General features: G+C 74.0%; 16 protein-coding genes. 5 read left to right on the top strand and 11 right to left on the bottom strand.

Translation table 11 applies throughout. The annotated features are described in order from the left end of the window. Positions 1–118: 118 nt before the first annotated feature. Complete coding sequence (locus HTZ77_RS39335) at positions 119–3,370, bottom strand: S8 family serine peptidase (RefSeq protein ID WP_175594855.1); 3,252 nt, start codon at positions 3,368–3,370, stop codon at positions 119–121. A 176-nt stretch (positions 3,371–3,546) separates the two neighbouring features. Here HTZ77_RS39335 and HTZ77_RS39340 point away from each other — a divergent pair, with 176 nt between their 5' ends. After that, complete coding sequence (locus HTZ77_RS39340) at positions 3,547–4,125, top strand: RNA polymerase sigma factor (RefSeq protein ID WP_328809039.1); 579 nt, start codon at positions 3,547–3,549, stop codon at positions 4,123–4,125. Then, on the top strand, positions 4,122–4,994 hold the full coding sequence (locus HTZ77_RS39345; protein WP_175594856.1) for a hypothetical protein: 873 nt from the start codon (positions 4,122–4,124) through the stop codon (positions 4,992–4,994). Before HTZ77_RS39340 ends, HTZ77_RS39345 begins: the two co-directional genes overlap by 4 nt. 195 nt (positions 4,995–5,189) lie before the next feature. Here the strand turns inward: HTZ77_RS39345 and HTZ77_RS39350 are convergent, their stop codons facing one another. Genes HTZ77_RS39350 through HTZ77_RS39360 form a run of 3 tightly spaced genes read right to left on the bottom strand, consistent with a single transcriptional unit; the run spans position 5,190 to position 7,833 of the window. Next, positions 5,190–5,888 carry an alpha/beta fold hydrolase gene (locus tag HTZ77_RS39350; protein WP_175594857.1) on the bottom strand — a complete coding sequence of 233 codons (699 nt, stop codon included), beginning with the start codon at positions 5,886–5,888 and terminating at the stop codon, positions 5,190–5,192. 56 nt (positions 5,889–5,944) lie between these two features. Then, on the bottom strand, positions 5,945–7,171 hold the full coding sequence (locus tag HTZ77_RS39355) for a sensor histidine kinase (RefSeq protein WP_205304523.1): 1,227 nt from the start codon (positions 7,169–7,171) through the stop codon (positions 5,945–5,947). Then, complete coding sequence (locus tag HTZ77_RS39360) at positions 7,168–7,833, bottom strand: response regulator transcription factor (RefSeq protein WP_175594858.1); 666 nt, start codon at positions 7,831–7,833, stop codon at positions 7,168–7,170. Before HTZ77_RS39360 ends, HTZ77_RS39355 begins: the two co-directional genes overlap by 4 nt. Positions 7,834–7,947: 114 nt before the next feature. Between HTZ77_RS39360 and HTZ77_RS39365 the strand changes: the two genes are divergently transcribed. From HTZ77_RS39365 to HTZ77_RS39375, 3 genes are all read left to right on the top strand, one after another. Next, complete coding sequence (locus HTZ77_RS39365; protein WP_175594859.1) at positions 7,948–8,124, top strand: hypothetical protein; 177 nt, start codon at positions 7,948–7,950, stop codon at positions 8,122–8,124. 93 nt (positions 8,125–8,217) lie between these two features. Further along, the gene (locus HTZ77_RS39370) at positions 8,218–8,769 is read left to right on the top strand and encodes an RNA polymerase sigma factor (protein ID WP_175594860.1); all 552 of its coding nucleotides are present in this window, start codon (positions 8,218–8,220) and stop codon (positions 8,767–8,769) included. After that, entirely contained in the window at positions 8,766–9,644 is an 879-nt protein-coding gene (locus HTZ77_RS39375) for a hypothetical protein (protein ID WP_175594861.1), read from the top strand. Before HTZ77_RS39370 ends, HTZ77_RS39375 begins: the two co-directional genes overlap by 4 nt. Before the next feature lie 64 nt (positions 9,645–9,708). On the opposite strand, the gene HTZ77_RS47015 is transcribed toward HTZ77_RS39375, so the two are convergent. The 7 genes from HTZ77_RS47015 to HTZ77_RS39410 are packed head-to-tail and all read right to left on the bottom strand — an operon-like array spanning position 9,709 to position 18,796. Continuing rightward, the gene (locus HTZ77_RS47015) at positions 9,709–11,898 is read right to left on the bottom strand and encodes a YfjP family GTPase (protein WP_235995807.1); all 2,190 of its coding nucleotides are present in this window, start codon (positions 11,896–11,898) and stop codon (positions 9,709–9,711) included. Beyond that, positions 11,895–13,739, bottom strand: a complete 1,845-nt coding sequence (locus tag HTZ77_RS39385) for an ABC transporter (RefSeq protein ID WP_235995808.1) — start codon at positions 13,737–13,739, stop codon at positions 11,895–11,897. Before HTZ77_RS39385 ends, HTZ77_RS47015 begins: the two co-directional genes overlap by 4 nt. 9 nt (positions 13,740–13,748) lie before the next feature. After that, positions 13,749–14,435 carry a response regulator transcription factor gene (locus HTZ77_RS39390; RefSeq protein ID WP_175594862.1) on the bottom strand — a complete coding sequence of 229 codons (687 nt, stop codon included), beginning with the start codon at positions 14,433–14,435 and terminating at the stop codon, positions 13,749–13,751. Between the two features lie 35 nt (positions 14,436–14,470). Beyond that, the gene (locus HTZ77_RS39395; RefSeq protein WP_175594863.1) at positions 14,471–15,892 is read right to left on the bottom strand and encodes a sensor histidine kinase; all 1,422 of its coding nucleotides are present in this window, start codon (positions 15,890–15,892) and stop codon (positions 14,471–14,473) included. Continuing rightward, positions 15,892–16,584: a response regulator transcription factor gene (locus HTZ77_RS39400; protein WP_235995810.1), complete on the bottom strand. Its 693-nt coding sequence runs from the start codon at positions 16,582–16,584 to the stop codon at positions 15,892–15,894. The genes HTZ77_RS39395 and HTZ77_RS39400 overlap by 1 nt, the downstream gene beginning before the upstream one ends. A 17-nt stretch (positions 16,585–16,601) precedes the next feature. Further along, complete coding sequence (gene lhgO / locus HTZ77_RS39405; RefSeq protein WP_328809040.1) at positions 16,602–17,792, bottom strand: L-2-hydroxyglutarate oxidase; 1,191 nt, start codon at positions 17,790–17,792, stop codon at positions 16,602–16,604. Next, a complete protein-coding gene (locus HTZ77_RS39410) occupies positions 17,789–18,796 on the bottom strand; it encodes an NAD-dependent epimerase/dehydratase family protein (protein WP_175594866.1) in 1,008 nt (335 codons plus the stop codon). Before HTZ77_RS39410 ends, lhgO begins: the two co-directional genes overlap by 4 nt. Positions 18,797–18,840 lie beyond the last annotated feature (44 nt).

The raw sequence follows: 18,840 nt of genomic DNA on the forward strand, positions 1-18,840 counted from the left end.
CGGGCGCGATCGCGCGCCCGGGCGGCTGCGGCCCGGGCGAGATCCCATGCCCGGGCCGCGGGAGGCCCGGCCGCGCGAGGGGAGCCCTTTCCCCGCGCGGCCGGACGTGCGGACGGTGTCACCCGATGGCGTACGCCCGGGTGATGGTCTGCGTCACCTGGTCACCCGCCGCGTCCGTGACCTTGGCGCGCAGCGAGACGAACCCGGGCGCGGCCGGGTTCGCGACCCTGGCCGTCCATCCGGAGCCGGAGCGGACCAGCCGGACCGGCCGCCAGCTCGCCCCGTCGTCGAAGGACGTCTCCACCGTGATCGACGTAGCACGCGCCGCGGGGGCGCCGGGGTTGCGCTGGAGGCTGACCGGGATCACGGTCGTGGACCCCGGCTTGGCGCGGTTGTGGTCGTCGAGGCCCTCGGGGAGGTAGCGGACCGCGGTGAGGGGCAGCGGCCGGGCCTTGTCCGTCCGCTCCGACCGGAACGTCCAGGCCGCCTCGACCTTCGTGGACAGGGCCGACGGCCGCTGCGCCGACGCGGTCAGCGTGTAGGTCGCCGCCTCGGCGGGCAGCCGGGCCTTCAGCAGGCACTTCTCGGGCTCCATGGGCACGCAGCCCGCCAGGTCCGCCTCGGCCAGCGCCTCGGCGCCGCGGGTCAGAGCGAGTTTCCCGGTGGTGGTGGAGTCACCGCCGTTCAGTCCTGCCCTCCCGGCGGTGAGAAGGCCGTCGGCGGTGAAGCGCAGCCGGTCGCCGTCGCGGTCGCCGGCCGGCGTGCCGAACGCGGGACCGGTCACGGCGTCGTTCCACACCTCGGCGACCGGCCGCCGCCCGAGCACCTCACTGTGACCGGCCACCGTGTGGGTGCCGGTCTCGATCTGCGTGGTCCAGGCGAAGCCGGGAGTGCGGTAGTGCGTCATGGTCGCCGGCAGGTCCGTCTCGGGGCTGCTGGAGATCCACACATCCGTCCAGGGGGCGCCAGGGAACTGCGGCCCCACCGACGTCCTGGCCTTGGCGGCGCCGCCCGGTGCACGGTAGGCCGCGCTCACCTTGACCAGCTCGCGGGTCCGCGCCCTGTAGGTGGGGTCGTCCGGGATCCCGCCGACCTCGTAGTCGACGAGGTCGTAGCGGTACGGGCTCGGCTTGGCGTCCTTCTTGTGCCAAACGGTGGTGGACATGTATCGCAGGCCGGGCTGACGTACGGGGAACACGTAGTAGCCCCGGCTCTGGCCGAAGGAGATCCAGGCCGTGTTCCAGGCCCCGTTGGCCAGCGTGAAGGCGATGAGACGGTCGCGCTCGGCCGTCGGCTCGTCCACCGTGAACTCGACCTTCTTGGCCTCACGCACGTCGAACGTCAGTTCACGGTCCGCGCTGTCGATGGTCACGGATCGGTGCCCGAAGGCGGCGTAACCACCCCAGAGGTCGACGTAGAGATTCCACTCACCCTTCGGCAGCCGGACCGTGGCCTTGCCCTGACCATCGAAGGCCAGCAGACGCCGGTCGCCGGTCTTGTCGTAGGCCTCACCCGAGACGCGGACGTCGGGCGGGTTGCCCTCCGGGTCGACGGTCTTGACGGTGAGGTTGTAGGACTCCGGCTCGACATAGGCGCCGGCCAGGGTGCGGATGACGGTGTCGCCGGACCGGGCGGTCACGACGCCGGGATAGTCGCCGGGCGCCCTGCCCTCCCCCCGGATCGTGAGCTTGACCGACGCCTCTCCCTTCGCGGGCACCACCAGGCTCTGGGCTCCGAGCTCCAGCACCTCGCTGTCCTCGCCGAGGTCCAGCGTGACCGGGGTGTCACCGGCGTTGGCGTACGTGATGTCCTTGGTCACCACCCGCTCACCGGTGCCGTCCCAGGGGAAGGCGGCCCAGACGTTCGGCGTCGCCGCCGTCACCTGCTGGGCCAGCGTGCGGACCAGGTCGACCCGCCCGGCTCCCTCCTGGTACGGCGTGGCGCCCTCCTGGGGCGCGGCGCTGCCGATGAGCGCCGCCTTCAGGCGCTGACCACTCCAGTCCGGGTGCCGCTGGGCGAGGATCGCGGCGGCTCCCGCCACGTGCGGGGCGGCCATCGACGTGCCGCTGTGGGCGACGTACGGGCCGTCGGCCGTGCCCGCGGCGGCCGCGGCCGTGATCTCGACACCGGGAGCGGTGAGATCCGGCTTGATGGCATGGTCACCGCTGCGAGGGCCCGCGCTGGAGAAGGGCGCCATCCGGTCGTCCCGGTCGACGGCGCCGACGGTGAGGGCGGCGTCGGCGCTGCCGGGGCTGTTCACCGTGCCGGGCAACCCGTCGTTACCGGCGGCGATGACGAACAGCACGCCGGTCCGCTCCGACAGCGTGGCGACCGCCTGCTCCAGGGGGTCGAGCTCCGGCGTGTCCGGCGCGCCGATGCTGAGGTTGACCACCTTGGCCTTCACCTCAAGGGCGGCCCACTCCATGCCCGCCAGGATGGCCGAATCGGCCGGACCGCGGACGCCGCCCACCTTGCCGAGCGCGATCTTCGCATCCGGCGCCACTCCCCGGTACTTCTCCCCCGCGCCCGCGACGATCGACGCCACGTGTGTTCCGTGGCCGAGGTTGTCACGGATGTCAGGCTCCTCGCTGAAGTTCCGCGACTGCGTGACCACGTCCTTCAGATCCGGATGGTCCGGGTCATAGCCGGAGTCCAGGACGGCCACCGTGACGCCCTTGCCGGTGAAGCCCTGCTTCCACGCCTCCGTCGCGCCGATCTGCTTGACGCTCCGGTCGAGGGTGAAGGGACGCCGCCCGTCCAGCCACAGTTTCGTCCGCCCCGCGGACAGGGTCCGGGCGCCGGACGCCAGGCTCTTCCACGTCTCGGCCGCGTTCGCCTTGGGCACCTGCACCGCGGCCATGCCGAGGGCGGACATACGCCGGGTCTGACGGGCGCTCCGGAGCGCGGGCACGTCCCCCTGGGCCGACTGCGTGATCAGCGGGATGTCGCCCCGCTGCGCGTCGCCGTACTCCCATTCCAGAAGCTGCGTGACGTCGAACAGCCGCTCGTCCAGGACGCCCTGGGCCACCAGCGGACGGGCGTCGGACGGGTAGACGTACAGGTGTCCGTCGCGGCGCTGGCTGGCGTAGGACGCCTGTCTGCCCGGTCCCGGCTCCACCCGGTGCCCGGCGGCGGTGACGACGACCTTGTCGCCGGTGATCAGCGTCACCGTGCCGGTCCGCTCGTTCACCGGCCGATCGGCCGCAGCGGCGGCGGGCGTCGGGGACGTCGCAGGTGTTGCGGGCGTCGCGGCGATGGACGTCGCGGGCGTCGGGGACGTCGCGGGCGTCGCGGCGGCGGGCGCCTGGGCGGCCGTGACACCGGCCGATCCGGCCAGAACGGCGGCCACCAGGCCCTTGCCTAACCTCATGCGCTTCCTCTCCATCGGCTGCATGAAACGGTCGCCGCCGACGACGCTCGGGCGCGTACGGCGGCAACGCATGAGCAAATGTCCGGATACGGGGAGCTGTTACAGGAGCTGCCGTGAAGGCAGAGACGATGTGCTTCCTGTGAAACAGAGCCGCCGAGCCGGACATCTGCTGTGATGTGTCCAAACAACGGAAAGAAGGCGACATCGGGCCTCCTGCGCCGGAGCAACGCTTCGAGCGGCTCTACCTGGCGCACTATCCCGCCATCGCCGCCTACGTCACGCGACGTACCGAGTCCACGGACGACATCGCCGACGTGATCGCCGAGACGTTCACGACCGCCTGGCGCCGGCTGGACGACGTCCCCCAGGGGGACGAGGCCCGGCTGTGGCTGTACGCGGTCGCCCGGCGTGTCCTCGCCAACCACTTTCGCGCCGAGGAGCGCCGCTCGGCGCTGGCCGCGCGGCTGCGCGAGGAGCTGGCCACCTGGTCCCGGCCCGCGGCGGACCGGGACGGCGACGCCACCTACCAGGCGTTCCGGCGCCTGTCACCCGACGACCGGGAGCTGCTCACCCTCGTCGGCTGGGAAGGACTGAGCAGCGCCGAGATCGCCAAGGTGCTGGGCTGCTCGCGCGGAGCCGCGCGCCTGCGCCTGCACCGCGCCCGCAAGCGGCTGGCCAAGGAACTGGCCGCCGCCGACCTCGACCTCACCACTTACGGCCTGCGCGCCGTCGCACTCGCGGAAGGAAGATCGTGAACGACGTGGACCGCGTCATCGCCCACCTGTCCCCCGGCGCCGGGCCCGGCATGACCGAGGGAGCCCACGCGCTGATGCGCGACATCATGGCCGCCGAGCCCACCACCGCCAGGGCCGCCGCACCGGCCGGGCGGCGCGGGCGCCGGTCACTGGTCCTGCGCGCCGCGGTGCCGGGCGTGGCGCTGCTGGCCGCCGCGTTCATCGGGCTGAGCTGGATGCTGCCCGCCGGGCTCGGCCTCGGTCCGGGGACGGCCGCGGCGCTCGACATCAAGAAGGAGGACGGCTACTACGTCATCGAGATCAAGGACCTGTACGCCGACTCCGCCACCTACGAGGCGCAGCTCCGTGACGCCGGCCTGGACGTGACCCTCGACGTCATCCCCTCGACCCCGTCCTGGGTGGGCTCCATCTTCCCCACCTCGCCCACCGAGAACCGGTATCTCGACGAGATCAAGACCATCGACCAGCCGGGGGGCTGCGACAAGATGGGCGGCTGCCCGCTCGGGGTGAAGATCCCGGAGAACTTCCAGGGGCCCGCCGAGATCACGATCGGGCGCGAGGCCAAGCCCGGTGAGCCATTCGAGAACGGCACCACGATCGACGGTCTGGGCGAGCCGCTGCACTGCATGCCCTACGTCGGCCGCACCGTGGCCGAGGTGCGCGGCATGCTGCAGGAGCGCGGCGTGACCATCCAGAACTTCACGGACATGGACCCGGAGACCGGAGGGACGAAGGAGTCGGTGCCGGACTCGTGGCTGGTGGAGAGCGGCAGCATGACGGAGCCGGGCAAGGCGACCCTGGACGTGTACGAGGGATCCGCGCCGCAGGAGCCGGGGGGCCGCCGCGGCGAGAACTGCCCGACCTCCTAGGACCGCCGGGTCACCGACCGACCTCTCGGGTACGCGAGATGGCCTTGAGCAGGCGAGGTCGCCGATCGGGCTTCCGACCACACGACGGTCGCCGATCGTCTTCCTTCCCGGCGTACGAGTGCCGCCGCCCGCACGGGGCCCAGGCGGCGGCACTCACCACGCGGCACTCACCACGCGACGCTCAGCTCGCGACGCTCAGCTCGCGGCCGCGGCGAGCAGGACGCGGGCCAGCTCGCGCGGCTGCGAGAACATCGGCCAGTGGCCCGTGTCCATCTCGACCAGCCGCCACCGGTCACCGGTCAGCAGCAGCGCGACGTCGGGGCTCGGCTCGTCGCCGTCGAGCAGGCACTTGACGTACGTGGCGGGCAGCTCGCCGAGGGGCTTGGCCAGCGTGGCCGGCTCGGTGAGCGTGGCGCCCGGATGGGGCGTCGAGGCGGTCACGATCCGGTCGATCTGCTCGTCGGTCAGGCCATGGCCCGCGTAGTCGGGCGCGGTCAGCGGCGCCCAGAAGCCGTCGTTGGCGGCGATGGAAGCCTCCATCATCGCGCGGCCCTCCTTCCAGGGGGACACGAACGACTCGCCGTGGGCCGGCACGTTGGAGTCGACGAAGACCACGTGCGACAGCCGGTCGCCGATGCGCTCGGCGGCCTGGCCGACCGGGATTCCGGAGTAGCTGTGGCCGACCAGGACGACCTCGCGCAGGTCGAGCCGCTCGACCTCGGCGACGATGTCCTCGACGTGGGTCTGTTGACCGGCCGGCACGCCCCGCTTGTCGGCGAGCCCGGACAGCGTCAACGGGTGGGCGCCGTGACCCGCCGCGCGCAGCTCGGGCACCACGTCGTCCCATGCCCACGCTCCGAGCCAGGCCCCCGGCACTAATACGAATTCCGCCATGGGCGGCACGGTATCGGACCCCTCCGACAGTTTCCCGGCACGCCCACGACGCCCCGTCACCGCGGCAGGGTCACGGTGACCTCCAGGCCGCCGTCCGGCAGGGCGCTCAGGTGCAGCGTGCCGTGGTGGGCCTCGGCGATGGCGGCGACGATCGACAGGCCGAGGCCCAGGCCGTCGCCCATGGCCCGGCGGCCGGTCTCCAGGCGCTGGAACGGCTGCAGGAGCGTGTCCACCCGGTCCGGCGGGATCACGGGACCGCTGTTGGAGACCCGGAGCACGGCCCGGCCGGCCTCCACGCCGGTGGTCACCCTGATCCAGCCGCCCGGGACGTTGTGCCGGGCGGCGTTGCCGAGCAGATTCGCCACCAGCCGCTCGACCAGGGCCCGGTCACCGGCCGCCGGCGCGGCCCGCAGGTCCGCCTCCACACGCGGCCCGTGACCGGCGTCGCCCAGACCCGCCTCCACACGCGGCCCATGTCCGGCGTCGCGCAGGGCCGCCTCCACACGCGGGTCAGGATCGGTGGCACGTGGTTCGGCCTCTGCGTCCGGGCGGGGATCGGCGGTGCCGCCCGGGCCGTCGAGGGCCTGCCGGGTGATCTCCGCCAGGTCCAGGGGCCTGCGCCGTTCCGGCCCCTGGCGGCTGCGGGCCAGCGTCAGCAACGCCTCGATCAGCCGTTCCTGGTGCTTTCCCGCGGCGAGCAGCCGTTCCACGACGGTACGCAGCGCCGCGGCGCCGGCGTCCGGGTCGGCGAGCGCCACCTCGGCCATGGCCCGCTGCAACGTCAGCGGCGTGCGCAGCTCGTGGGAGGCGTTGGCGACGAACGCCCGCTGCGCCGTGAACGCCGACTCCAGCCGGTCCAGCAACGCGTCGAACGTGTCGGCCAGCTCCTTGAGCTCGTCGTCGGGCCCGGTCGCGGACAGCCGCCGGTCGAGCCGGTCGGCCGTGATGTGCCGGACGGTGGCCGTCATGCGGGCCAGCGGGCGCAGCACCCGCCCCGCCACGTACCACCCGAGCGCCGTGGACGCGAGCGCCATGACCGGCAGCGCCACGAGCGAGTTGACCAGGAGCCGGCGCAGCTCGGCGTCCCGCGGCACGTCGGCGACCACCGCCGGCGGCACGGGGGCCGTCCCGCCCGGTGGCGCGGGGGCGGCGGGCGGGACCGGGAACGGCGAGTACTCGACCAGCACGTACAGGAGGGTGATCAGCGCCGTCCCGGCCAGCAGGAACAGCCCGGCGTACAGCAGCGTCAACCGCAGCCGGACGGACCACCGGGGCGGTCTCACGCCCCCGCCCGGATGCGGTAGCCGGCCTGCTGCACCGTCTCGATCAGGGGCGGGTCGCCGAGCTTGCGCCGCAGCCGGCTGACCGTGACCTTGACGGTCTGCGTGAACGGGTCGGCGAACTCGTCCCACGCCCGCTCCAGGAGCTGCTCGGCCGACACGACCGCGCCCCGCGCCGACAGCAGCAGCTCCAGCACCGCGAACTCCTTGGGGCTGAGCGCCAGCCGCCGCCCGTCGCGGGTGGCGATCCGGGCTGCCGGGTCGAGACGCAGGCCCTCGTGGACGAGCACCGGCGGCAGCGCGGGCTGCGACCGCCGGGCCAGCGCCCTGATCCGGGCGACCAGCTCGGCGAACGCGAACGGCTTCGGCAGGTAGTCGTCGGCGCCGAGCGCCAGCCCGGTCACCCTGTCGTCGATCGTGCCGGCCGCGGTGAGCATGAGCACCCGCGCCGGGTGGCCCGCGCGGGCCAGGGACGCGCACACCTCGTCGCCGTGGACGCCCGGCAGGTCGCGGTCGAGGACGACGACGTCGTAGTGGTTCGCGGCGGTGCGCTCCAGCGCCGCCGCGCCGTCGAGCGCCACGTCCACCGCCATGCCCTCCCGGCGCAGCCCGGCGGCGACCGTCCGGGCCAGTTCCTCGTGGTCTTCGACGATCAGCACCCTCATGGTGCAGCCAGCATGCCGCGCCATCGGTTACAGCGGGGTAACCGCCGCCGTTCCGGTCCGGCAACCGGGTCCCGTCTTCACTGGGCTCCACCGGTCGAGACAGGAGGAACCATCATGATCAGCAACACCACGCTCAGGGTCGGGATCGTCGCCGCCGCCGTCTCCGTCGTGGCGGCGGTGACGGCCACGGCGGCGCCGACGGGCGGGGACGGCAACGCGTTCACCGCCCACATGCGCACCCACGGGCCGCCGGACGCCCCCGCCGCTCCGCCCGCCCTCGTGCGACCCTGATCCCCTTCGCCAGGAAGTCACCAGAGATGTCACACATGACCCGGTACGGACACTGACCATCACGTGACACTCCCGAACCGGAAGGACGACGACGTGGGACCACCCGAGCCCCGCCGCCGTTTCGAGCAGATCTACACGGAGCACTACGCGGCCGTCGCCGCCTACGTGCGGCGGCGCGCCGACTCGCCGGACGACATCGCGGACCTGCTGTCGGAGACCTTCACCACCGCCTGGAGGCGGCTCGGCGAGGTGCCGGCCGGCGACCGTGCCCTGTTCTGGCTGTACGGCGTGGCCCGGCGCACCCTCGCCAACCACCGCCGCGGCGAGACCCGCAGGACGGCGCTGACCCGGCGGCTGGGCGAGGAGCTGGCCACCTGGGCCGGGTCCCCGGCGGACCGGGCGCCCCGGGCGGCGCGCGCGGCTTTCCTGCGCCTGTCGGACGACGACAGGGAACTGCTGGCGCTGGCCGGCTGGGAGGGCCTGGGCAGCGCCGAGATCGCCAAGGTGCTGGGCTGCTCCCGCATCGCGGCCCGCCAGCGCCTGCACCGCGCACGCAAACGGCTCGCCGCCGAGCTGGCCGCCGCCGACGAGGACCTCACCGAATACGGCCCGCGGGCCGTCCGTCTCGCCAAGGAGAGCGCGTGACCACCCACCTGGACGACGTCGTCGAGCGGCTGGCGCCCGCCCCCGTGCCCGCGGCGCCGCTCACTCCGCTCGCGCGGGACCTGATGAACGAGATCATGGACGCCGCCCCGGAGCCGGCCGCCCAGCCTCGGCGGAGGTGGCGCCCGCTCGTCGCGCTGCCGGTGGCCGCGGCCGTCGCGGCGGCGGCCTGGATCATCCCGTCGGCCCTGAACAGCACGCCCGCCGCCGCACTGGACATCCAGGAGGAGGGCGGCTACTACGTCATCGAGGTCAAGGACCTGTACGCCTCCCCGAAGGTGTACGAGACCCAGCTCAAGAACCTCCACCTGAACGTGGACCTGCGCGTCGTGCCGGCCACGCCGAGCTTCGAGGGCGAGCTGAGCATGGACACGCCCGACTGGAAGCCGATGACGCCCTTCCCGTACCCGGACAAGATCATGAGCATCGACCGGCCCGAGGGCTGCGTCGGCGTGGGCCGCACCTGCCCGATCGGCCTCAAGATCGCCAAGGACTTCACCGGCTCGGCCGGCGTGCGACTCGGCCGCGCGGCCCGCCCCGGCGAGAAGTACGAGATCATCGGCTCCCTCACCTCCGTCCGCGAGCCGATGAACTGCGCGCCCTTCTACGGCCGGCCCGTCAGGGAGGTGCGCGCCGAGCTCAGGAAGCGGGGCGTGACCGTCGACGAGTACGCCATCCGCAAGCCAGGCCAGCGGGGCAAGGACGCGCAGGTCACGACGAGCGTGCCGGACTCCATGTACGTGCGCTGGGGCGGCCTGAGCAGCTACGGCCACGCCCTCCTGGTGGTCAGTGCGGAGCCGATGCCCGACGCCCTGGTGAAGGAGCTGCTCGTGAAGGACGGATGCCCGACGTCATGAACCGGGCGGGGGGCTCATCGCGCTCCTGTCGCTGGGGTGCGGGGCCGTGTGGCGGCCGCCCGGGTCAGGCCCGGGCCCGCTCGACGGCGTCACGGAAGCGGGTGTACGCGTCGAGCTCCGCCTCCACGGGCCGGAGGACGTACTCGGCGCCCACCTCGCCGATGGCGGCGCGCATCGCCTTGGCCGTACGGCGGGCACGACGCCGGCCACCCGCCCACGCCGCCAGCCGGGACAGCAGCGCCACCAGAATCCCGGCCAGCGCTCCCCCGGCGAGCAGGACGGTCGGCCACGGCACCACCCCGAGCGTGGGCACCGGCAGCTCCGGCAGCCGCAGGTAGTCCAGCCCGAACAGCACACCGAGCCAGAGCGCCCCCACCAGCATCGTGGCGAACACCAGCCACTGCACCGCCCCGACGGCCTTCCACCAGCGGGGCGGCCGGGCCGCCTGGACGGACGTCCGCCCCACGGCCCGGTCCACGGCGTCGGCCAGCTCGCCGGAGCGCGCCCGCGCCGCCCGCCGCACCGCTGCCTCCCAGGGAACGGGCAGCCCGGTCCCGGCGGCCTCGCCGACGTCGCGGACCGCGGTCTCGACCCGCGCCTTCTGCACGGCGGAGGCGGCGGGCAGGGACGTACGGCCCACGATCTCCTGACCCTCGCCGCGCAGGGCGGGCGTTGCGGCGGCGGGCGTCCCGCCTTGCGCCACGATCGCGCCTCCAGCGCCCGTGGTACCGCCAGGAGTGCCTCCTGCAGCCGTGGTGCCGCCGCCTCTGCCGTTCCGTGTGCTCGTGCCGTTCCGTGTGCCGGTGCCCACGCCGGTGCCGAGGCGGAGGCGGCGCAGGGGGTCGGGTCTGAGGCGGCGGATCCACCGGGTGACCGGCCAGCCGGTGGCGACCACCGCCCGGTGCCGGTGCCCCTTCGCCACGGCCTCCAGCACGAGCGGCACCCCGGCCGCCTCCTCCAGCGCCACCGTCAGCCGTCGCCCCAGCCGCGCCGAGACGTCCTCGCCCGCGGGCGCCTCCGGCAGCTCGGCCGAACGCGTGATCTCCCTGCCCGCCGCCAGGACCCCGCCCCACTCACCAGGCTCCTCCGCCCGGGCCCGCCCCGCTGACGTCTCCCCTCCAGAGGGCTCACCCTCCGGTTCCTCCCCCGCCGCACGCGTCGCGCCGGACACGCCCGTCGAGGTGCTCGCCGCCCCGGCGCCCGAGAGACCCGCCGATGAAGCAGCGAAGCCCCCCTCGTCCCCGCTCGTACGCCCCAGGCCCTCGCCGGAAGCCGGGGTGGCCGGCGCCCCGGACGCTCCATGTGCGCCAGTCGTCCCCGTGCCCCGCGCGCCCGGCGTCCCCGGTACGTCCGCGGAGGCGAGCGCCGGGGCGGCAGGGGCGTGCCGGTTCTCCCCCGCGAAGGCGGGGACCTCCGGAGGGTTGACCGAAGCCGCCGCCAGCAGGTCGGCGGCGGTGGTGACGTCGGCCGCCAGGCGGGACGCCCAGGCGCGCCGGTCGGCGACGCGCCGCGCCAGGAGCGCGCGCAGCTCCGCGAGGCCCCGACCCGTACGGGCCGAGGTGGCGAGCACGGGCACGCCCTTCAGACCGTCCTCGTCCAGCAGGCGCCGCACGTCGCCGAGGCAGCGGTCCACGGCGTCGGGCGGCAGCCGGTCGGCCTGGTTGAGCGCCACGACCATCACGTCGCGGTGCCCCGACAGCGGGCGCAGGTAGCGCTCGTGGAGTGCCGCGTCGGCGTACTTCTGCGGGTCCACGACCCACACCAGCAGGTCGACCAGCTCGACGAGGCGGTCCACCTCCAGGCGGTGGCCGAGCTGGATGGAGTCGTGGTCGGGAAGGTCGAGGAGGATGAGTCCGGACAGATCGGGCTCCGTCGGGGACCCCGAAGGGACGCCCGCCTGGTAGCGGGTGAAGACGTCCAGCCAGTCCAGGAGCGGGCCCGCGGCGCCCGCGGCGCCGTCCCACACCGCCGCCTGCACCGCCGACGTCGTCGGACGCGTGACGCCCACCGTCGCCACCTCGGCCCCCGCCAGGGCGTTGAACAGCGACGACTTCCCGCTCCCCGTGGCCCCGGCCAGGGCGACGACCGTGTGCTCGGCCGACAGGCTGCGGCGCGCCCCGGCCCGCTCGGCCACGACGCGCGCTGCCCCCACCACGCCGCCCGGCAGCCGTCCCTCGGCCAGCGTGGCCGCCTCCAGCAGGGCGTCCAGCCGGGAGTCCAGCGACGGCCCCTCCTTACGGCGCAGCAGCCTCATCCCCCGCCTCCCGACGAACCCGGCCGCGAAGCCCCCGGCGCATCCGGCCGCCAAGCCGCCGGTGAAGCACCCGGCGCGTCCGGCTGCCAAGTCCCCGGTGCGTCCGGCCGTGCAGCATCCGGCGCGTCCGGGAGTTCCGCGCGGTGCGCGCGCACCGCGCCCGCCGCCTCCAGCAGGGCGTCCGCCGTGCCCGGCGGCGGCTCGATCGGCTCCAGCAGCGCCGTGTACCGGGCCGCCTCCTCGTCCATCAGCCCTCGCACCCGTTCCCGCAGGTCCTCCCGCGCCCGGACCGTCAGCGTCCGCACCGCCTGGTCACCGAAGATCGCCTCCAGCAGCTTCTGCGACAGCACGCTGGTGCCGCCCGCGATGCCCACCTCGATGCCGGTCAGCCCGCCCGTCGAGGCGAACACCGCCAGCATGATCAGCAAGCCCGCCCCGTTCACCCCGAACGACGCCAGCCGCGCCGTCGTACGCCTCTCACCGCCTTCCTGTCGTACGAGGTCCATCACGAACTCCTGCCACCCCCGCACCGCCGCCTCGGCCCGCTTGCCCAGGTCCGGCGAGGCGCGGCCGAGCCGGGCGGCCTCGACGGCGCCGATCCGCTCGATGATCCCGGGCCCGCCGGGCGCGGCGGACCAGCCGTCCAGCGCCCGCTCGGCGGCGGCGTCGGCGGCGCCCCTGATCAGCGTCTCCACCCCGCTCTCCAGCGCGTCGCGCAGCTCGACGGCGGGCACGCGGCCGGTGAAGAACGCCACGAGCCGGTCGCGCAGCCAGCCCACCCGGCTCTCCAGCGACCGCATGAGGTCGCCGGTGCCGATGAAGTCCTGCCAGCGGGCCAGCACCTCGCCGCGCAGCAGCGAGCCGTCGCGCATGCCCTCGTCGAAGTCGGCCATCGCGCCCGCGTACGCCCCGGACACGATGGAGCGCAGCCCGTCGAAGCCCGCCTGCTGCCGCCGCACGGCCTCGGCCAGCTCGGGCACCCGTGCCGCCAGGCTGTCGAGCGCCCCGGACAGCGTCTGCCGCACGACCCGGGCCCGTTCGGCGGCGTCGTCGGCCAGCCCGGCCAGCCAGGCGGCGATCGGCTCGACGAGCGCGGCGGGCAGCCGCGCCTTCTCCGACGGCAGCGCCGCCTCCGGCACGGTGAACAGCCGGGTGCCGTCGAGCCCGTTGGCGACGAGGAGGCGTTCGAGGTCGCGGGTGACCGGCTCGGCGGCCTCCGGGGGCACCCGGTCGAGGACGACGGCCAGCGCGGTGCTCCGCTCCCGGGCCAGGCGCAGGAAGCTCCACGGCACCTCGTCGGCGTAACGGGCGGCGGTCGTGACGAACAGCCACAGGTCGGCGGCGGCGAGGAGCTGCGCGGCCAGCTCCCGGTTGGCGGTCACCACGGAGTCGATGTCGGGCGCGTCCAGCAGGGCCAGCCCGGCCCCGAGCGCGCCGGAGGTGACGACGCGCAGCGCGCCCGCCGGGCCGCCGCTCCCGTGGCCGGGGCCGCCGGCCCGCGACAGCCCGGGCAGCACGTTCGGCCCCATGAACCAGTCGTGGTCGGCCGGGCTGGCCACGAGCGTCGGCACGAGCGTGGTGGGGCGCAGCACGCCGGGCTCGGCCACGTCGGCCCCGACCAGCGAGTTGACCAGCGTGGACTTGCCCGCCCCGGTGGAGCCGCCCACGACGGCGAGCAGCGGCGCGTCGATGGCGCGCAGGCGCGGCAGGAGGTAGTCGTCGAGCTGCCCGCTCATCTCCCTGAGCAGCCGGCGGTCCTCCTCGGCACGGCCGATGGCCAGCGGGAACAGCTCGCCGTCGAGCCGGCGCCGCAGCGCCTCCAGCGCACCAGGCAGGTCCATGTCCTGAAACTAGCCCGCAGGCGGCTCCCTAAGCACATATCCGACACTCCGCAGCGTGTGGATCAGCCGCGGCTCGACGGCGTCGACCTTGCGCCGCAGGTAGGAGACGTAGGACTCGACCACGCCGGCGTCGCCGCCGAAGTCGTAGTTCCACACGTGGTCGAGGATCTGCGCCTTGGACAGCACGCGCCCGGCGTTGGACATGAAGTAGTGCAGCAGCTTGTACTCGGTCGGCGACAGCCGCACCGGCTCCCCGCCGCGCCACACCTCGCGCGCGTGCTCGTCCAGTTCGAGGTCGGCGACCTTCAGCCGGGTGGCGGGCGCGTTCTCGCCGCGCGTGCGGCGCAGCACCGCGCGGATGCGGGCCTGCACCTCCTCCAGGCTGAACGGCTTGGTGACGTAGTCGTCGCCCACGCCGAGCCCGGCGATCTTGTCCTCGGTGGCGTCGCGGGCGGTGAGGAACAGCACGGGAGCGGTGATCCGCCTGGCCACCTCGAACCCGTCGAGGTCGGGCAGCATCACGTCGAGCACGACGAGGTCGGGCGAGGCGCGTTCGGCCACCTCGACGGCCTCGTAGCCGTCGGCGGCGGTCAGCACCTCGAACCCGGAGAAGCGCAGGCTGGCGGACAGCAGATCCCTGATGCTGGGCTCGTCGTCCACCACCATGATCAACGCTTCGGGTGTGGTCACCTCCATAGCGTTACCCAGGGAGCTGAGGAATAGCTGAAGGGTCACTCCAAGGCGAGTGGGAGTTCGACGCGGAAGGTGCAGCCCGCGCCGACCGCGGTGGTCAGCGTGACGGTTCCGTCGTGGGCCTGGACGAGGGCCTGCACGATGGCGAGGCCGAGGCCGCTGCCCCGGTCGTCGCCGGCCCGCCGCCGCGAGCGGGCGCTGTCGGCCCGGTAGAAGCGCTCGAAGACCCTCTCGGCCTGCTCGGGCGGGAGTCCGGGGCCCTTGTCGGCGACCTCCAGGAACAGGGTCTCCGCGCCGGCGCCGACGCGGATGGCGACCGGGGCCCCCTGGTCGGTGTGGACGAGCGCGTTGGTGACCAGGTTGCCGATCACCTGGCGCAGGCGCACCTCGTCGCCGGAGACGATGAGGGCGGCGCCGCCGACGACGTCGAGGGTGATCAGCCGGTCGGGCTGCAGGATGCGGGCGTCGTGGACGGCGTCGGCGGCCAGTGCCAGCATGTCCACCGGCCGCATGCTGAGCGGCCGCTGCTGGTCGACGCGGGCGAGCAGCAGCAGGTCGTCCACGAGCAGGCTCATCCGGCCGGCCGCCTTCTCCACGCGCTGCATGAGCTCGGCGGGGTCGGCGCCGGGGTTCTGCCGGGCGTACTCGGCGAAGCCGCGGATGGAGGTGAGGGGTGTGCGCAGCTCGTGGGAGGCGTCACCGACGAACTGGCGCATGCGGTCCTCGGAGCGGCGCGCCGCCGCCTCGGAGGCGGAGCGGGCGGCGAACGCGGCCTCGATCTGCGCCAGCATGCCGTTCAGCGAACGGGCCAGGCGGCCGACCTCGGTACGCGGGTCGCCGTCGGGCACGCGCCGGCCCAGCTCGCCGTCGGCGATGGCCTCGGCGGTGCGCTCGATCTGGATCAGCGGCCGCATGCTGGCCCGCACGCTGGTCACGCCGACGACGGTGAGGATGAGCAGGATGCCGCCGCCGCCGAGCAGCTCGATGAGGCCGAGCCGGCGGGTGATCTCGTCCACCTCGGTCAGGTCGGCGGCCACGACGAACGCGCCGTACGGGGTCTCGGTGTGCAGCACCCGCCACTCGCCCTCGCCGTTGGCGGCCTTCGCGGTGTAGATGCCGCTGCCGGGCGAGGGCGACAGCACCGGCTTGGACTTGAAGTCCACGTCGCGGTCGATCTGGAGCGGCTGGTAGCGGCCGCTCTTGTCGCGGATCAGGACGATCGTGTCGGACTCGATGAGGATCGGCTTGTCGCCGACCTTGCGCCCCTTCTCGCGCCGCTGGTGGTCGAACGCGAGCTTCTTCTGCATGCGGACGGCGACCAGGTTGACCTGGCCGTCCACCCGGTCGAGCAGGTAGCCGTGCAGGACCGAGACGCTGACCAGGCCGATGAAGGTGAGGCCGAGCGCCAGCAGCGCCAGCATCGCGGCGATCAGCTTGATCCTGAGCGGCAACCGCGCCATCAGGGACTCGGTGGCAGGCGCAGCACGTAGCCGACGCCCCGCAGCGTGTGGATGAGCCGCGGGCTCCGGTTGTCGATCTTGCGGCGCAGCACCGACACGTACGACTCGACGATGCCGACCTCGCCCCTGAAGTCGTAGTCCCAGACGTGGTCGAGGATCTGCGGCTTGGACAGGACCCGGCCCGCGTTGGTCATGAAGTAGCGCAGCAGCTTGAACTCGGTGGGTGAGAGGGGGACCGCGGTGCCGCCGCGCCACACCTCGTGGCTCTCCTCGTCGAGCTCGATGTCGGCGAAGGTGAGCCGTGGCGGCGGCGCGGGGCCGTCGCCGGTCGTGCGGCGCAGCACCGCGTGGATGCGGGCCACCACCTCTTCGAGGCTGAACGGCTTGGTCACGTAGTCGTCGCCGCCGAGGGTGAGCCCGCGGATCTTGTCCTCGGTCTCGTCGCGGGCGGTGAGGAACACGACCGGGGTGTGCGTCCCGCCTCCGCGCAGCCGCTGCACGATCTCGAATCCGTCGAGGTCGGGCAGCATGACGTCGAGCACGATGAGGTCCGGCCGGTGCCGTTGCACGGCGGCTACGGCGTCGTGGCCGCTCTTGGCCGTGGTCACGTCGAACCCCGCGAACCTCAGGCTCGCGGCGAGGAGTTCGAGGATGTTGGGGTCGTCCTCGACGATCAGCAGGCGCGCTTCCATCACACCCAAGGATGCACTCATCGGACGAGTGCTGGAACAAGTGCGGCGATATGCCGGGCGATCGCCAGGCTGGACGTGGCCGCCGGAGAGGGCGCGTTGCGGACGAGCACCACCCTCCCGTCCATGTCCACGGCGAAGTCGTCGACCAGGCGGCCGTCCCTGCTCACGGCCTGGGCGCGCACGCCGCCCTCGGTCCGGCGCAGGTCCTCGGCGGTCAGCTCGGGCACGTAGCGCCGGGCCGCCTTGAGGAAGGCGCGCTTGGCGAGCGAGCCGTAGATCTCCTTCAGGCCGGTGCGCCAGTGCCGCCCCGCCATCCGGACCGTGCCCGGCCAGCCGACGATCCGCCGCAGGTCGCGCACGTCGCGCCGGCGGTAGCCCTCGTAGGCGAGGGCCAGCACGGCGTTCGGCCCGACGAGCACCTCGCCGTCGATGTGCCGGGTCAGGTGGACCCCGAGGAACGGGTAGCGCGGGTCGGGCACCGGGTAGATCAGGCCGCGCACCAGGTCACGGGCGGGGCCGGCGAGCTCGTAGTACTCGCCGCGGAACGGCACGATCCTGAGGTCGCCCCGGCGGCCGGTCATCGCGGCGACCGCGTCGGTGCCGAGCCCGGCGCAGACCACCAGCCGGTCGAAGGCGAAGCGCCGCCTGCCCGCGATCACCTCCACGCCCGAGGCGGTCTCCCGGATCGCGCGGACCGGGTGCTCCAGCCGTACGGACCCGCCCTGCTCCTCCACGTCGAGCGCGAGGCGGCGGGCGATCGCCGGGAAGTCGGTGATCGCCGTGTGCGGCGAGTGGACGGCGCCGACGCCGACGGCGTGCGGCTCGATCTCGCGCAGGCCGAGCGCGTCGAGCTCGGCGACGCCGGGCACGCCGTTGGCCCGCGCCCGCTCGGCCAGCGCCTTCAGCAGCGGCCGCTCGGCGCGGGTGCTCGCCACGACGAGCTTGCCGACCTCCTCGTACGGCAGCGCGTGCCGGGCGCAGTAGTCCTTGAGCAGCGCCACGCCCTCGCGGCACAGCCGGGCCTTGAGCGAGCCGGGCGGGTAGTAGATGCCGGCGTGGACCACGCCGCTGTTGTGTCCCGTCTGGTGGGCCGCGACCCGGCTCTCCTTCTCCAGCACGGTCACCTCGGCGCCCCGGACCGTGGCCAGCTCGCGGGCGACCGCCAGGCCGACGATGCCGGCGCCGACGATGCCAATCTTCTCCGTCACGGCGACAGTCTGCCGATTTCCCGCCGATCCAGGTGGCCTTCCGCACACAGCCACCGCAATGTATCCGAAACGGTGTCTTCTAGCGGACGCAAGGTGACGCCGAGCGCTTCCAGCGCGGGGCTGTCGTCGGTGGGGACCATGGTGAGCATGATGTCGGCGGCGTCGCGGGTCAGCGGGTAGGCGACGGGGACGCCGAGGGCCTTGGCGCCGTCGAGGGCGGTCGCGACCGCGCGCAGCAGGCCGGGGTGCAGCCGGTACGCGCGGGACGGGCGGCCGGTCAGGCCGGCGCAGAGCGCCGCCAGCTCGCCCCAGGTCCTGAAATGTCCGCCGATGAGGTAGCGGCGTGCGCCCTGCCCGGGCGTGAAGCAGCGCGCCAGCGCCACGGCGAGGTCGCGCACGTCCAGGACGCCCACCCCGCCCGGGATCACCAGCCAGCCCGAGCGCGTGCCCGCCCGGAAGCCCTCGTTGAGCGCGTCCAGCCGGGGCTGGCCGGGCCCGAGGAGGCCGCCGGGGTAGACGATGGTCACGCCGTCGAGGTCGCGCGCGTGGCGCTCGCCCTCGACCTTCGAGCGGCCGTACGCGTTGCGCGGGCTGGCCAGGAGGCTGTCGGGGGTGATGCGCGGCCCGGCCGGCGGGACGAACACCGCCACCGTCGACACGTGCACGACCGGGTCGAGCCCCAGCTCCACGGCCTGGCCGAGGACGTTGCGCAGGCCGACGACGTTCGAGCCGCGCAGGTCGGCGCCGTGCCCGGTGACGCCCATGTCGGCGGCGGCGTGCAGCACGGCGTCACAGCCCTTGAGCGCGTCGCGGACGGCGGCGGCGTCGCGGATGTCGGCGCGATGGAGCGGCCAGGGGGCGCCGGGGGCTCCCGCGCCCGTGAGGGACCGCGTGGCCTTGGCCGGGTCCCTGACGAGGAGGTGCGGCTCGTGCCCGGCCTCGGCCAGGGCGACGGCGGCGTGCGCTCCGACGAACCCGGAGGCACCAGTGACCAGCACGCGCATGCTCGCCAACCTAGCGCTCACTTGGTTCACGGGCAACGGCCCGC

The organism is Nonomuraea montanisoli (assembly GCF_013363975.1).
GTDB classification, from domain to species: Bacteria; Actinomycetota; Actinomycetes; order Streptosporangiales; family Streptosporangiaceae; genus Nonomuraea; species Nonomuraea montanisoli.

What these genes read in the sequence shown, in the direction of transcription:
- HTZ77_RS39335 (WP_175594855.1), bottom strand. Translation starts at nt 3,370, where the DNA reads ATGAGGTTAGGCAAGGGCCTGGTGGCCGCCGTTCTGGCCGGATCGGCC.
- HTZ77_RS39350 (WP_175594857.1), bottom strand. Translation starts at nt 5,888, where the DNA reads ATGGCGGAATTCGTATTAGTGCCGGGGGCCTGGCTCGGAGCGTGGGCA.
- HTZ77_RS39360 (WP_175594858.1), bottom strand. Translation starts at nt 7,833, where the DNA reads ATGAGGGTGCTGATCGTCGAAGACCACGAGGAACTGGCCCGGACGGTC.
- HTZ77_RS39365 (WP_175594859.1), top strand. Translation starts at nt 7,948, where the DNA reads ATGATCAGCAACACCACGCTCAGGGTCGGGATCGTCGCCGCCGCCGTC.
- HTZ77_RS47015 (WP_235995807.1), bottom strand. Translation starts at nt 11,898, where the DNA reads ATGAGGCTGCTGCGCCGTAAGGAGGGGCCGTCGCTGGACTCCCGGCTG.
- HTZ77_RS39385 (WP_235995808.1), bottom strand. Translation starts at nt 13,739, where the DNA reads ATGGACCTGCCTGGTGCGCTGGAGGCGCTGCGGCGCCGGCTCGACGGC.
- HTZ77_RS39390 (WP_175594862.1), bottom strand. Translation starts at nt 14,435, where the DNA reads ATGGAGGTGACCACACCCGAAGCGTTGATCATGGTGGTGGACGACGAG.
- HTZ77_RS39395 (WP_175594863.1), bottom strand. Translation starts at nt 15,892, where the DNA reads ATGGCGCGGTTGCCGCTCAGGATCAAGCTGATCGCCGCGATGCTGGCG.
- HTZ77_RS39400 (WP_235995810.1), bottom strand. Translation starts at nt 16,584, where the DNA reads ATGGAAGCGCGCCTGCTGATCGTCGAGGACGACCCCAACATCCTCGAA.
- HTZ77_RS39410 (WP_175594866.1), bottom strand. Translation starts at nt 18,796, where the DNA reads ATGCGCGTGCTGGTCACTGGTGCCTCCGGGTTCGTCGGAGCGCACGCC.